Genomic DNA, 13,379 nt, shown 5'->3' on the forward strand with positions numbered 1-13,379 from the left:
GTACCAACGGCCCGCTTAAAGCTTGGGGCATCGTGCCGCAGGCGTTCTGGTAGCGTGCGGTCGGTATCAGGCTCCAAAGTGTGCTAGCCATATGTGGATCTCCTCGATCAAGCGAGAATTACACAGGTATGGTGATCTCGAACTCGGCGCCGGCGCCGGTCGTCTGCCGTATGCAGATCGTCCCACCATGGGAGCCTAGCATGGCGCGGACGATACCGAGGCCCATGCCGGTGCCGCCCTGTTCGCGGCGGGTGGAGAAGAACGGCTGAAAGATGCGTTGGCGATTTGCCTCGGAAATACCGCTGCCGTCGTCACGAACAAGGATGACGGCTGTTCGGGCGTCGGTCGACACTCTGAGTTCCAACAGTGTGGCGCCGTGCTGAAGAGCGTTTTCAGCAAGGTTGGCAAAGACGATGGCGGCTGCTTCCTGAGGAAGAGCAACCGATATTTCCGTATCGCCTGAGCCGGAAATATCCAGGGTGGGAAATTGCCCGCCCAGTGAGGATATGATGTCGGCGACACTGCTTCTGCCCTCGGCGACAAGGGTTTCCGCCTGCGCAAGTTCCCTCAGCCGCTGCAGCAACGCATCGAGCCGGACTGCGTCGGCGACGATGTTATCGAGAAAGTGCAAACGCTGCGCCTTCGTCATCGGCATTTCCGCATCATCGTCGCGTAAAAGTTCGGCGGCACCGCGGATGGCCGTCAGCGGCGATTTCAGTTCGTGGGAGACATGGGCGGCAAAGGAGCTGATATATTCGGTGCGATCGACCAGTTTTCCGGCAAGATCGAGGAAGCTTTGCGACAGCAAAGCGATCTCGCGTGTTCCATAGCTTTCAAGCGGCCGGATTGCCACCTTGCCGCCACGAGCGATCTCGTCCGCGCGGGCAATCAAGGCGTCGATAGGGCCGGTGATGGTGCGCGTCAGCACATAGGCAACGCCGAGCGTCAGCATGAAGACGACGGCGAGGGCGCCGATTTCCGCAGGTGCCATCCGGTTCGAACTCGTCTCCACGGTGCGAAACCAGATGACGATGAGGATCGGCAGCGCCATGACCGCAAGAAGCACGACATAGACGATCAGCGCCAGCGTCGGCCGCCATTTTGTCTTGACCTTGGGCGCCAACATCAGGCCTTCCTCCCGATTTCACTGCCGAGTTTGAAGCCGATGCCGTGAACGGTTGCGATGACCCCCTGGCCGCCGGCCGCCAGGAACTTGGCCCGGATGTTGCGGATATGGCTGTCGATCGTCCGGTCAGCGACATAGGTACCGGCGCCATAGGCCGCTTCCATCAATTGTTCGCGACTGAAAACCGTATCGGGGCGTGACAACAAAGCATCCAGAATTGCGAATTCGAGCGCCGTCATTGCGATCTCACCATCGCAGAAGGTGACTGTCCTGCCGCGACGATCCAGGCTGAGCGCGCCAGCAAGAAGTGTGGCGTGGCGTCTCTCAGGTTCTGCCCCATTGCTGCTGCGCTTCAAAATAGCCTTGACCCTAGCCATGAGTTCGCGCGGGCTGAAAGGTTTGGTGACATAATCGTCTCCGCCAATTTCGAGACCCAGTACCCTGTCGATCTCCTCGTCACGCGCCGAAAGAAACAGGATCGGCAATCCCGACGTCTTGCGGATCTGGCGGCAGACCTCCAGGCCATCCATATCTGGCATGCCGATATCGAGAATGATGAGATCGATGTTGCCTCGGCGGAAGGCCGCCATCGCCTCGGTGCCGTTGCGGGCGGCCATCGATGCCAGGCCGGCGCGCTCAAGCGCGAAACAAATCACGTCGCGGATGTGAGGTTCGTCATCGACGACGAGAATTCGGGGCGCCATCCACCAGTCCTGCGTTGTTTTGTCGTGCCTGTTGTTATCGTTCTCTTTCTATCTTGCAATGGCAGCAGGAGATAGAAGATGGGTCTCCAGCCGCGCCGCCCGGAAGGTCCAGTTCCGCCAGTCACGCGGGCGCCGTTCGAAATCCCTGACGAGGTAGTACCGAAATGCCAGCGCTTGATTCCGCTTGTCGACCAGGTAACCCGGCAACATCTGGAGATAGAGATCGAGCGCCGGAATGACGGAAGGACCGAGCGAGGAGAGATAATCGAGGTCGAGCGGTGGGCCTTCCTGGCTGATCTCCTGGCTGTGGACGACATTGAAACGGGCGATCACAGCCGGGAAATCGATGAAGGCGCTGATATAGAGCACCGCAATCAGGGAGGCGAGGTTGGCGGCGATCAGCCACTCGTTGGATCGGTTGAGCAGAATGCGCAGCAGGATCAAGACAAGGCCGATAGCGACGAGTCCCATCCAGAGACCGGCAGCGACACGCAATTCCGTCAACGAATAGACCTCGACGTAAAGCCCGAGCCGCAGCATGGACGACAGGCAGAGAAGGATGTTCTGGCCGATCCAGGCGTGAACGAGGCCGCGGATGAGCGAACTATGATCACCGGGGCCACCGCGCCGCATGGCAACGAGGACGAAACCGGCGGCCAGAAGTGCCGTCGCAATCAGCGGATAGGCGCCGCGATGAGCATATTCAGCATGGCTCATGTGATCGGGCAGATCTGCGCCGCCCCAGAGATAGACGAGATCGAGAAGCGTCTGCACGGCAAAGAGCGCGTTGAACAGGATCAGCGACCGCAACAGCGAGGCATGGCCGAGCGGCGTATTTCTGGTGGGCACGATCATGAAGGGCCTGCCGGCTTGCGACCTCGCAGCGCGACGCTTCAGGTGCGGCCGCAACATTGCCCAGACCACGATGGCGATCATCATCCAGAAGCCGATCCGCCAAAGATCGAAAAGCCGCAGCAGAACCTCAAAACGGATGCTGCGCAGCGCGCTCTCGATCAGCGGATTTGCGGCAGCGAAGAGAAGCACGAAGACCAATGCGAGTATGAGCGGCATGATCCAGAGGCCGACGCCCCGGCGAAGCTCGACGAGGGAGGAACGTTTGGCCGGTGTCGCAAGATATTTTCTGATATCCGCGGCAAGCCGCACGGGAATGACGAGAGCGAAACGGAAAAATACAACGGGCAGGCCCGTCAGGCGACGGGGCATAAGCCTTCCACTGACGAGAGCAATCGACATCAGGGCCACGAGGCAAAGGGCAAAGCCGATCGGTGAAGGCGCTTCCAGCAGGGGCGCTGAAGCCAAGACCGAAAAGCCGAGCAGCAGAGCTACCATCAAAGGCGATGGACTTTTCGTGGCCGAGAGCAGAATGCCGACGCAGACAGCGAGCGCAAAAAGGAAAAGATTTATCCCGGGCTGCTGGCCGAAGATCAGAAAATCCGCAAGAGCCACGAGCCCAAGCAGCGCGGCAATTCGGCCGCTGCCGCGCCTGAGAGGGATTGGTGGCGTCAATGTCTCGGTTGCGTCCATAGTTGCTCCTCTAAATGGCGCTTTTCGATCACGATGAGCATGATCACGGAAACCTTCTCGGCAGCCTGGGGCCCGTCTGTCTCCGTCAGCCACCATCCGTCATTGCGGAGGCGATCCGGCAAAGCGGGCGGAGTGAAGCGGGGCGGGATGTCATTCTTGCTCATGGCGGAAGAATGCTGCGTCGAATTGCAGATTCTGTGCAGAGAGTGAGCAGCAATTCAGGAAAATCGCCCTGACCTATGAAGGTCACGCAGCGGCCTCTTCGAAGCATATTGAATGTGAAGATGGCTTGGGAATTTACGATTGCCGCGGAAGGCTGTTCCCCTTCGCACGGGACGGCGCCGCCGTCCTGTTTCCCGCGATCGGGATCGACGCAATCAACCTGGCGAGAGCCGCCTGGGATCGAGTTCCCGTTTTGCCAAAGCATCGGCTAGTGTGTGTTTTTGCCGTGTTGGACGAAATTCCAAGAACCTCGGCAATCTCGGGCAAATTCATTCCGCTGCCGATCAGCGCAGCGACCCGAGTTTCGGCTTCGGTCAGGCCAAAGATGTGTTGCAATTGTTGCGCTTGCCGTCGCGTCTTGGCTTCCGGATCGACGATATGAATGAGGACGCGCGCTCCGCTGTCAACCGCATCCCATATGGAAACCGCTGTCGCTGCAAGCGGCGTGATCATCACCAGATAAGGTGGCAAACCCGATGGCCGAGAGATCGACAAAGCTCCTTCGAACGGCGTGTCCTCGCCATCGGCTATCAGCAACGCCTGGCGAATGGCGTTCACTAGCCGGGTGGATGTCTCTGGAATATGGGCAGCAAGCGAGGGCCTCTCGGATCTGCTGAGGAAAATGCCGTCGGCCTGCTTGAGCAGTGCTTCGGCCGCCGCATTCAACAGAAGGACTGCACCGCGACTATCGATCAGCACGGCCGCATCAGCCATTGCATCGATCAGCCGTTGCGGCAATTCGGGTGCACGGGCGATCTGGTTTACCTGAAAGGAAAGATCGATTGCCCGCGCCATATGCGGGCTCAGCAGCTTCAGCCTTTCAGCCGCTTCGACGGCGTGTTCGTCTTGCTGACGAGACAGGAAAAGAGCGACACCGCCGATACCTCCACGCTCGTGCAGGCTGGCATGCGGCAGGAAGAGCTGATTGAAGATGTGCTGAGGCGCGCAGATATCGGCATAAAACGCCGAATGCCGGACGGCCTCTGCATCGATCAACGTATTGCCGACTGCAATCTCACCCGGCTTTACCTTCTCGAATGCGCGGGCATAGGGGTTTCCCGTATAATGCTGAAGATAGAGCGCATTCAAATCTTCACGCATGCGGCCGGGGATCAAAAAGCTGCCGCGACCATCGGGCGCCTGGTAGACAATATTTCCGGCGATGGCGCCGACGTAGTCAACGATCGAGCATAGGGTATCCGGCCATAATTCTGAACGGACCGCAGCCTGATAGACAGCATCAATGATATCGACATGATCCATACTAGCGCCGCTCGTTTTCACGATGATGGTTCCGCCAATTGCAACGATCGCACCATTTCGATTACTGCATAAATGTCTATGGAGAGGCAAGAACAGCGAGCGTCGCCCGATCGGGTGATATCTTGCGCAGTCTCGTTCACTGAAGGACCTGCCGGGCATTATGGCAAGATCGTTGAAGAGCGAGAGAGGGGGCCTCATCGGCACATCCGTCCAGGCAACGAGGTGAAGGACCTTTTATCTGAACCTTGGCGCGCGCTTGGCATTGTGAAGCAATTCGGAGGCGGTCGCGAACGGCCCGAAAAGCTTGAGCAGCAGCGCTTGTTCCTCGGTATCTATGCGGTGACGCGCGCAGAACTCCGTCACGGACCAGACTTTCGTCAGATCGTCTGTTTCGATTTGCCTGGGTTCGATGTGTTCGGTCAACGGCGTGTCCTCCGAACATGAAGACTACGCCACCCCGGCATTTATAAGAACTAGCTAAAAAGTATTATACCCGCTTTTCAGACCTTCAACCGCACATGATTGAACCCCGCCGGCACCGCGCGTCAAAACAAGCGGACATATGAAGACGCCCGCCGATTGCGCGGCGGGCGTTGTGTCTCAATGATTTATTGCTGCTGATCAAGCAAGATGAGCGTCGGTGCCCGTGATGTTGAGCGTCAGAACGCCAGCATCCGTGTGGCCTTCGCCATCGGAGATCTTGTAGTACTGGACGGTTTCCGTGACGTTCTGGCCGGCAGCCAGGTCTTCCGTCAGCGTGTAGGTGAATTCGCCATTCGGCTTGACGTGGAAGACGCCATGGTCGCCGACGATGTCGGTAACAGCGTCGAGGCCGCTCTTGGCGCTGACGTTCGTGCCGTCGAACTGACGCAGGAAGAGCTTGCCGTTGTCGCCGGCAATGTCGTTGTCCAGAACGTTGCCGCCGATGGCGTCGCCTTCGTTGAAGCTGTAGTGGTCGTCGACCGCGATAGGCTTGACCTGGGTTACGCCCTGGATGTTCAGGGTGAACAGGCCGACATCGGTATGACCGCTGCCGTCGGAGATCTTGTAGGAAACCTTCTCCTGGTACGATTCACCGTTGGCGAAGCCGATCTTGGCAGCGTCGCTCAGGACATAGGTGTAGCTGCCATCGGGCTTGACGAAGAAGGTGCCGTAGTCGCCCTGGATCTCGGTGACCTGGCTGTTGCCGGCCTTGGCGCCAACGCTCGCGCCATCGAAGGCGCGCAGGAACAGGTGGCCGTTGTCGGATGAATCGTTGGAAAGCAGATTTCCAGAAATAACGTCGGTTTCTTTAAATGTTGCACTATCATCAGTTGCATGTATCGGCGAAGCCATAGCTCTCTCCTAAAATTGTTTATTGGCGGGTCAATTTCGACCTCAGCGAGCGGCTCCTTTAACAACCTATTAATACTACAAGTCAATGGTCTATTTAACAGAAGGTTAATTTCGATGCCAACCTCCGCGTTGCTTCCATTCCGGCGGAATAATGTCACTTTCAAGCCAAATTGAAGAAAATTCGGCGGAAACTATACCCGGATAACTTGAATAAAATGGCGCTGAGTATATCTGAAGGCGATTGGCGATGCCCGTGCCATGCCATCCGGGCCATCCGTTGCAATTGTGCCCGCCGATACCTATGTTGCGGGAATACCCGATCAAGCGGAAATCTAAGCTGTTGCTGGCTCATGATTGAAGCGCTTGTACATCCGAGCGCGCCGTTATGGCTGCGTGACGGGCAACCCCACAAACAATCGATGACGCCGGCCGAGATCGGCAAAGGATTTCTTTTTGAACCACATTAATACAGCCACCGCGGTTGCGGTGGCGAAACCGCGTGAGGATGACGAGACTGTCCGCCGCATTGCTGGGAGCTGGAAGCCGTTCCCCTGCCTTCTCACCCGCCGCGAATTGCGGGCTCTGATCGCCGAGCAGCTTGGCTGAGCCTGCGATCGTCGCACCACCCAAACAAGGAGAACTTGAAATGCAGGTACTCGTCAGAGACAATAATGTCGATCAAGCGCTCAGGGTCTTGAAGAAGAAAATGCAGCGCGAAGGACTGTTCCGTGAAATGAAGGAACGGCGCGCCTATGAAAAGCCGTCCGAACGGCGCGTCAGAGAAAAGGCGCAGGCGATCAGTCGGCATCGCAAGGCCGCACGCAAGAAGATGCAGCGTGAAGGCCTGCTCGCCGGATCCAAGCGGGTGGCGACCACCCGTTAGCAGCCATTCCCAACTAGCCCCGAGCTTCGGCTGCTACATTCCGTGAAAGGACAGACAATGGACGAACTCAATAGCCTCACCGTTTCCGAAGAACGCCTCGAGGATTGCCGCGATGTCGTGGAGCCGGATCTGCAGGATCTGATCCAACGCGCTCTGACATCGGGTTTTTCCCGGGAGGAAGTTCTCATCGCCGTCAGTGAACTGGTTGCCGAAGACTTCGCAATGGTCATGAAAACCCCAAGCGTTCATTGATCGACTGCGTGGTTGGGACAGCCCAGGCACGATCATCAGTTATATCAAGATGGCCGCCGCCGCGAACAGAAACCTGATATGGGCGACAGTGCCGAGGTCGAGCTCTAACGCATGGAAGCACTCAACGAAGATCGGGAGGCACGTCTCTGGCCGACAAACATCAAGCCTGATTGGCTGATGCCTTGACGAAATCGATGAACGCCCGGAGCGGCGCAGGCACCAGACGCCGTCCGGGATAATAGAGGAATGGCCCGGAGAAGCGCTGCCACCACGGTTCGAGGATGGGCTCGAGCGCACCGCTGTCGAAATGCGGGCGCAGCCAGTCCTCGAAGAGGCAGACGATCCCTGTTCCTGATATCGCTGCATCGACGGTCAGGTCGGTCGCTCCGCCGACCCGCACGATCAGCGGCCCCGTTGGATCGACCCGCACGATCTCGCCATCACGCTCGAATTCCCACGGCGCCGTCATCGCACCGCTATCGAAGCGGCCCAATATGCAGGCATGGCCGAGCAGCTGGCTCGGGTGTTGCAGCCGGCCGCGGCGATCCAGGTAGTCGGGGGAGGCGGCGATGGCAAAGCGCTGGACGCGTGGCCCGATCGGTATTGCGATCATATCCTGCTCCAACCGCTCGTCATAGCGGATGCCGGCGTCGCAGCCGGCCGCGAGCACGTCGACAAAACTCTCATCGGTTACCACTTCCAGCCGAATATCGGGATAGGCGGCGAGGAACGCTGGGACGATGGCGGGCAGCACCAGCCGCGCCGCGCTGACCGGCACATTGAGGCGCAATGCACCCGCCGGCCTGTCGCGAAAACCGTTGACGACGTCGAGGGCAGACTCTACCTCGCTCAAAGCAGGACCGAGCCGCTCCAGCAAGCCCTTGCCCGCTTCGGTCGGGACGACGCTGCGTGTCGTGCGGTTGAGCAGCCTGACGCCGAGTTGGGCCTCCAGGCGACGCACCGCTTCGCTGAGGAAAGAGGCGCTGCTGCCGTTTACGCGAGCCCCTTCACGAAAACCCCCGGCGCGCGCCACGGCAACAAAGGCATTGAGATCACCCAGATCTGCTTTCACTGTTCGCTACCCCGCACAGCCCGTGCGGATTATAGCCAATTTTCACACGTGCCGCCAACGCCTATCTTGGTGTCATCTCTTGAAAGGAGTTAGACCATGTCCACTATCGATCAATCCGGCACGTTCAACCTCGGCGGCCGCAGCGTGAAGCGGCTTGGCTATGGTGCCATGCAGCTCGCTGGTCCTGGCGTGTTTGGCCCGCCCAAAGATCATGGCGCGGCCCTGGCAGTACTGCGCGAGGCGGTCGCGAGCGGCGTAAACCACATCGACACCAGCGACTTCTATGGCCCCCACGTCACCAACCAGATCATTCGTGAAGCGCTGCATCCCTATCGCGACGATCTCACCATCGTCACCAAGATCGGCGCCCGGCGCGGCACGGACGGATCGTGGATGCCGGCCTTCTCGCGTGAAGAACTGACCGCGGCAGTGCACGACAATCTCCGCAATCTCGGCCTTGATGTGCTTGACGTCGTCAATCTCAGGATCATGTTCGACGTGCGCGGCCCGGCCGAAGGGTCGATCGAAGCGCCGCTGACGGTCCTCGCCGATCTCCAACGGCAAGGCCTGGTGCGTCACGTCGGGCTGAGCAACGTCACATCCAAACAGATCACTGAGGGGCGTGGGATCACCGAGATCGTCTGCGTGCAGAACCAGTACAATCTGGCGCATCGGGCCGACGACAGGCTGATTGACGATCTCGCGCACGAAGGCACCGCCTATGTGCCGTTCTTTCCGCTCGGCGGGTTCACCCCACTGCAGTCTTCCACCCTCTCTGAGGTCGCCGCACGCCTTGATGCCACGCCTATGCAGGTGGCGCTCGCCTGGCTGCTGCGTCGTGCGGAAAACATCCTGCTGATCCCCGGCACCTCGTCCGTCAGCCATCTCAGGGAAAATCTCGCCGCCGCCGCGCTCTTGCTGCCGGATGACGCCGTCTCGAAATTGAACCGCATGGCTGATATCGCCGCCTGACGGTCGCCGGCGATCCGACGCTACGCCACGTCTTGCGCGGCGTAGCGGAGCAATCCCTCAAACGATTCCGAATTGAAGAATTATGCGGTAGCCCGCCGCCCAACGCGGCGATGCTTTCAATAGCGCTCCGGCACAAGCATTTCAGGCGGAACCGGCGCCCTGTTGTAATCGGCGTGACGGATGCGGTCTGGCAACTGGATCTCCGGTTTCGGAACATCCTCGTAAGGGATCTGCTCGAGAAGATGGGCAATGCAGTTCAACCGCGCCCTTTTCTTGTCCACGGCCTGAACCACCCACCAAGGCGCATCGGGGCTGTGCGTACGCGCCAGCATCTCTTCCTTGGCTTTGGTGTATTCCTCCCAATGCACACGGCTTTCCATATCCATCGGTGAGAGCTTCCATTGCTTCAGCGGATCGTGGATACGCATCTTGAAGCGGAATTCCTGCTCCTCGTCGGTGATCGAGAACCAGTATTTGATCAACACGATGCCGGAACGGACCAGCATCCGCTCGAATTCAGGCACCGAGCGGAAGAACTCCTCGAGTTCTTCATCGGTGCAGAACCCCATGACGCGCTCGACACCGGCGCGATTGTACCAGCTTCGGTCGAAGAGCACCATTTCGCCGGCGGTCGGAAGATGCGGGACATAACGCTGGAAATACCATTGATGACGTTCCCGCTCGGTGGGCGCGGGCAGCGCGACCGTCCGGCAGACGCGCGGATTGAGCCGCTGGGTTACGCGCTTGATCGCGCCCCCCTTGCCGGCTGAATCCCGGCCTTCGAACAGCACCACCACCTTCAGCTTCTTATGCTGAACCCAATCCTGCAACCGCACCAGTTCGTGCTGCAGCCGGAAGAGCTCGCGGAAATAGGTCTTTCGCTCGAGCGTCTGCTCCGCCGGCTCCGACATTCCTTCGGCGACGAGATCGTCCAGCCGGTCTTCCTCCATCTGCATTTCCAGCTCTTCATCAAAGCTGTCGGCGATCTCGGCCTTAATACGGCTGAGCTGGTCCTGATGTGTTTGAGACATGGGCTTTTCCTTCCTGCGTTTTCTGACAGGAGCATGTCACTGCGAAGTTTGTGTGACGGTTCGGCTAAGCCAAAGCCGGAACAGCAACGTCCCGATCTCTTAAGCCGATGATTGCGGCGTCGAATGCGCTTCAGCCGCCGAGGCGCGCCTATAGCTGTCCCGTCCGGTACTGGTCGACAAGATTCCGGCAGGCGCGGATCGTCAATGCCATGACGGTGAGCGTCGTGCCGGCGATGCCGCTGCCGGGGAAGGCGCTGGCGTCGGTGACGATGAGGTTCGGGACATCCCAGACCTGGTTGTAGGGGTTGAGCACCGAAGCCTCCGGGGTTTCGCCCATGCGCGCGCCGCCCGTCTCATGGATTGCCGCGCCCATGCACATGGTCTTGCGGAACCATTTGCGGAACATGAAGCGGCTGAAGGCATCGGCTTCGGGAAAGGCGCCCTTGCTCATCTCCTTGAGGCCGGTGGGCGAGCCGATGAATTCGAGGTCGCCGCCGACCTCCTTGATCATCGCGATCAGCGTTTCCTCCTGCCTTCTGAGCAGCGCCTGTTCCTCCTGTCGCATGACGCAGCGGATATGCGGCACAGGAATGTTCCAGGCATCCCTACGCCTGGCGTCGAGCGTGATGCGATTGTCTGCATAGGGCAGCATGCGGCCGAAACCGAAGAAGGCGAGACGTGCATCTGCGTCTGCGGAGATCGGCGCACGGCCGACACTTCCCTGGTAGTCGAAATCGCCGCGGGCGGCATCGCCCTCGCCGAAGCGGGGAATGAAGATCCCGCCCGACGGATTGTAGAACGGGTCGGTCGGCGCGGACTCGTCGACCGCCCAACCCTTCGCCTTCGAAAAGGACCCAAAGGCGAGGCACGGAAGCTGGTCCATGAAATAGCGGCCGAGAGCGCCCGAGCTGTTGCCGAGCCCATCAGGATGATTCGCCGACGCCGAATTCAACAGCAGCCGTACGCTCTCTATCGGCGAGGCCGAAAGCACCACCGTCGCGGCGCGCGCGGTCGATACTTCGCCCGTATTGCGATCGATGAACTCCGCCCCGGTGGCGCGGCCGGTCTTCTCGTCCGTGGTGATGCGGCGAACGACGGCGTCGTAGCGGACGGTCAGTTGACCGGTGGCCTGAGCGTCTCGCAGCGGTCGCGGCATGCGGTCGGCGTCCGGCGCAATGTAACGCCAGGAGACGACGTGCCTGTCCGGCCAGCGGTTTTCGACCGCCTGCTTGAAGATCTGTTCGGCGGGCGTCAGGCTTGCCGGCTTCGCATAGATGCCGTCCGGCAAGCTCGGCACGTTATCCCTATTGCCGTAGAGGCCGAGATAAGCCTCGACCTCGTCGTAGAAAGGCACCAGTTCTTCATAGGAGACCGGCCAGTCCACACCCTTTCCGGCGCGAGAGCGGATCTTGAAATCATCGTCAGTCCAGCGCAGCAGCACCCGGCCGAAACTGTGGAGACGCCCGCCGCCCTGGCGGCCGCGGATCCAGAGGAAGGGCTCGCCCTTCGGCGTCGTATAAGGATTCTTGCGGTCGTTGACGAAGAAGTGGCTGAAACGCTCGGTAAAGAAGGCCGCGCGGGCCTGGATCGGCTGGCCCTTCAAGGTGGCCCGCGCGCGCTCCCAGATATTGATGCTGCTTGCCGGCGCCTTCTTGCGCACGGGATCGAAATCCTTCGGCCCGACGGCGGGACCGGCCTCGAGCAACAGCACCGACAGCCCCTGTGCCGTCAGTTCTTTTACCGCAAATGAACCCGCCGCGCCGGAGCCGATCACCAGCGCATCATAGACGATCTCAGACATGTCGTTTCAAATCCTGTCCTGGAGCAATCCTCAAAACGGCGCGAAACGCGCCCGGAATTGCGGGAAAACAAAGGGATGGTGCGTCACAGCCGCGATCCGTCAGCGCCGAAGAGGGAGGCCTTGGCGATATCGAGCCCGGGAGCCATGGCGTCACCGGGCTCAAGGGTGACGTCGCCCATCAGCCGGAGCGAGAGGCTTTGGTCCGCCCAGTCGAACCAGACAACGGCGTCCGAACCCATCGGCTCGACGACGGCAACGCGGCCGGGAATGGTGGGCAGGCCGCTCGCCGCCCCATCGAGCACAAGGTGTTCCGGGCGAAAGCCGAGTGTAGCAGGTCCTTCCGCCGCGGCCGCACCAAAGGAATAGCCGGAGAGATCGATGGTCAGCCCGTTGCCCAGAAAGATGGGCGCCCCGTCGCCGCGCTCGATCCGGCCCTCGATGAAATTCATGGCCGGAGCGCCAATGAAACCGGCAACGAAGAGATTGGCCGGGCGGCGGTAGATCTCGGCCGGCGAGGCGAGCTGCTGGATCACACCGTCGCGCATGATGGCGATGCGGTCGGCAAGCGTCAGGGCCTCGACTTGGTCGTGGGTCACGTAGATCATCGTATTGCCGAGGCGCTGGTGCAGCTTCTTGATCTCGACGCGCAATTCGTTGCGCAGTTTGGCATCGAGGTTCGACAGCGGTTCGTCGAACAGGAAGACATCGACTTCGCGCACCAGCGCCCGGCCGATGGCGACGCGCTGGCGCTGGCCGCCCGATAGCTCGGCAGGGCGCCGGTCGAGCAGCTTGTCGAGCTGGAGAAGGGCGGCGGTGCGAGCGACACGGGCCTCGATCTCGGCCTCCGGCAGACGGGCGACGCGAAGTCCAAAGGAGAGGTTCTTGCGGACCGACATGCGGGGATAGAGCGCGTAGGACTGGAAGACCATGCCGATGCCGCGGTCCTTCGGCTCCTCCCAGCTGACATTCTTGCCCGAGATCCAGACCTCGCCTGATGTAATGTCCTGGAGACCGGCAATGGCGTTCAAAAGCGTAGACTTGCCGCAGCCGGAAGGGCCGAGCAGCACCAGGAACTCTCGCGGCGCGATATCGATCGACATCTTCTCGATCACCGTATGGTCGCCATAGGCGATCTTCAGGTCCTTCACGGAGACGGCAGATTGCATGGAAGCG

At 60.1% G+C, this 13,379-nt stretch carries 14 protein-coding genes and 1 pseudogene; 5 read left to right on the forward strand and 10 right to left on the reverse strand.

The annotated features are described in order from the left end of the window. Positions 1 to 118: 118 nt before the first annotated feature. The 6 genes from MOV76_RS16600 to rapA2 all read right to left on the reverse strand — a co-directional run bounded on the left by MOV76_RS16600 (position 119) and on the right by rapA2 (position 6,195). Positions 119 to 1,126: a sensor histidine kinase KdpD gene (locus MOV76_RS16600; RefSeq protein WP_247264900.1), complete on the reverse strand. Its 1,008-nt coding sequence runs from the start codon at positions 1,124 to 1,126 to the stop codon at positions 119 to 121. Continuing rightward, the gene (locus MOV76_RS16605) at positions 1,126 to 1,830 is read right to left on the reverse strand and encodes a response regulator (RefSeq protein WP_247264901.1); all 705 of its coding nucleotides are present in this window, start codon (positions 1,828 to 1,830) and stop codon (positions 1,126 to 1,128) included. The genes MOV76_RS16600 and MOV76_RS16605 overlap by 1 nt, the downstream gene beginning before the upstream one ends. Before the next feature lie 48 nt (positions 1,831 to 1,878). Next, positions 1,879 to 3,375, reverse strand: a complete 1,497-nt coding sequence (locus MOV76_RS16610; protein ID WP_168300156.1) for a DUF4153 domain-containing protein — start codon at positions 3,373 to 3,375, stop codon at positions 1,879 to 1,881. A 297-nt stretch (positions 3,376 to 3,672) separates the two neighbouring features. After that, positions 3,673 to 4,950 carry a helix-turn-helix transcriptional regulator gene (locus MOV76_RS16615; RefSeq protein WP_247264914.1) on the reverse strand — a complete coding sequence of 426 codons (1,278 nt, stop codon included), beginning with the start codon at positions 4,948 to 4,950 and terminating at the stop codon, positions 3,673 to 3,675. Positions 4,951 to 5,094: 144 nt separating this feature from the next. After that, complete coding sequence (locus MOV76_RS16620; RefSeq protein WP_018246909.1) at positions 5,095 to 5,283, reverse strand: hypothetical protein; 189 nt, start codon at positions 5,281 to 5,283, stop codon at positions 5,095 to 5,097. A gap of 198 nt (positions 5,284 to 5,481) precedes the next feature. Beyond that, positions 5,482 to 6,195, reverse strand: coding sequence for a calcium-binding lectin RapA2 (gene rapA2, locus MOV76_RS16625; RefSeq protein ID WP_018246908.1), 714 nt, complete (start codon positions 6,193 to 6,195; stop codon positions 5,482 to 5,484). A 453-nt stretch (positions 6,196 to 6,648) separates the two neighbouring features. Here rapA2 and MOV76_RS16630 point away from each other — a divergent pair, with 453 nt between their 5' ends. The 4 genes and pseudogenes from MOV76_RS16630 to MOV76_RS16645 form a co-directional block, all read left to right on the forward strand. After that, positions 6,649 to 6,801, forward strand: a complete 153-nt coding sequence (locus MOV76_RS16630; protein WP_165505709.1) for a hypothetical protein — start codon at positions 6,649 to 6,651, stop codon at positions 6,799 to 6,801. A gap of 40 nt (positions 6,802 to 6,841) precedes the next feature. After that, positions 6,842 to 7,078, forward strand: coding sequence for a 30S ribosomal protein S21 (rpsU, locus tag MOV76_RS16635; RefSeq protein ID WP_018246906.1), 237 nt, complete (start codon positions 6,842 to 6,844; stop codon positions 7,076 to 7,078). A gap of 57 nt (positions 7,079 to 7,135) precedes the next feature. Next, positions 7,136 to 7,330 (forward strand): hypothetical protein, encoded by a 195-nt coding sequence (locus tag MOV76_RS16640; protein WP_003538349.1) that lies wholly within the window; start codon positions 7,136 to 7,138, stop codon positions 7,328 to 7,330. Between the two features lie 13 nt (positions 7,331 to 7,343). After that, positions 7,344 to 7,438, forward strand: a pseudogene (locus MOV76_RS16645) (general stress protein); the annotation flags it as partial. Positions 7,439 to 7,490: 52 nt separating this feature from the next. Here the strand turns inward: MOV76_RS16645 and MOV76_RS16650 are convergent. Continuing rightward, positions 7,491 to 8,402 carry a LysR family transcriptional regulator gene (locus tag MOV76_RS16650; RefSeq protein WP_247264902.1) on the reverse strand — a complete coding sequence of 304 codons (912 nt, stop codon included), beginning with the start codon at positions 8,400 to 8,402 and terminating at the stop codon, positions 7,491 to 7,493. Positions 8,403 to 8,498: 96 nt separating this feature from the next. Between MOV76_RS16650 and MOV76_RS16655 the strand changes: the two genes are divergently transcribed. Beyond that, positions 8,499 to 9,374: an aldo/keto reductase family oxidoreductase gene (locus MOV76_RS16655; RefSeq protein WP_113542802.1), complete on the forward strand. Its 876-nt coding sequence runs from the start codon at positions 8,499 to 8,501 to the stop codon at positions 9,372 to 9,374. Between the two features lie 116 nt (positions 9,375 to 9,490). On the opposite strand, the gene ppk2 is transcribed toward MOV76_RS16655, so the two are convergent. From ppk2 to MOV76_RS16670, 3 genes are all read right to left on the reverse strand, one after another. Further along, positions 9,491 to 10,405: a polyphosphate kinase 2 gene (gene ppk2 / locus MOV76_RS16660; RefSeq protein WP_018246902.1), complete on the reverse strand. Its 915-nt coding sequence runs from the start codon at positions 10,403 to 10,405 to the stop codon at positions 9,491 to 9,493. A 148-nt stretch (positions 10,406 to 10,553) separates the two neighbouring features. Further along, complete coding sequence (locus tag MOV76_RS16665; RefSeq protein ID WP_247264903.1) at positions 10,554 to 12,206, reverse strand: GMC oxidoreductase; 1,653 nt, start codon at positions 12,204 to 12,206, stop codon at positions 10,554 to 10,556. 83 nt (positions 12,207 to 12,289) lie between these two features. Then, entirely contained in the window at positions 12,290 to 13,372 is a 1,083-nt protein-coding gene (locus MOV76_RS16670; protein ID WP_247264904.1) for an ABC transporter ATP-binding protein, read from the reverse strand. Positions 13,373 to 13,379: the final 7 nt, after the last annotated feature.

The organism is Rhizobium sp. PRIMUS64, assembly GCF_023006465.1.
Classification (GTDB): domain Bacteria; phylum Pseudomonadota; class Alphaproteobacteria; order Rhizobiales; family Rhizobiaceae; genus Rhizobium; species Rhizobium leguminosarum.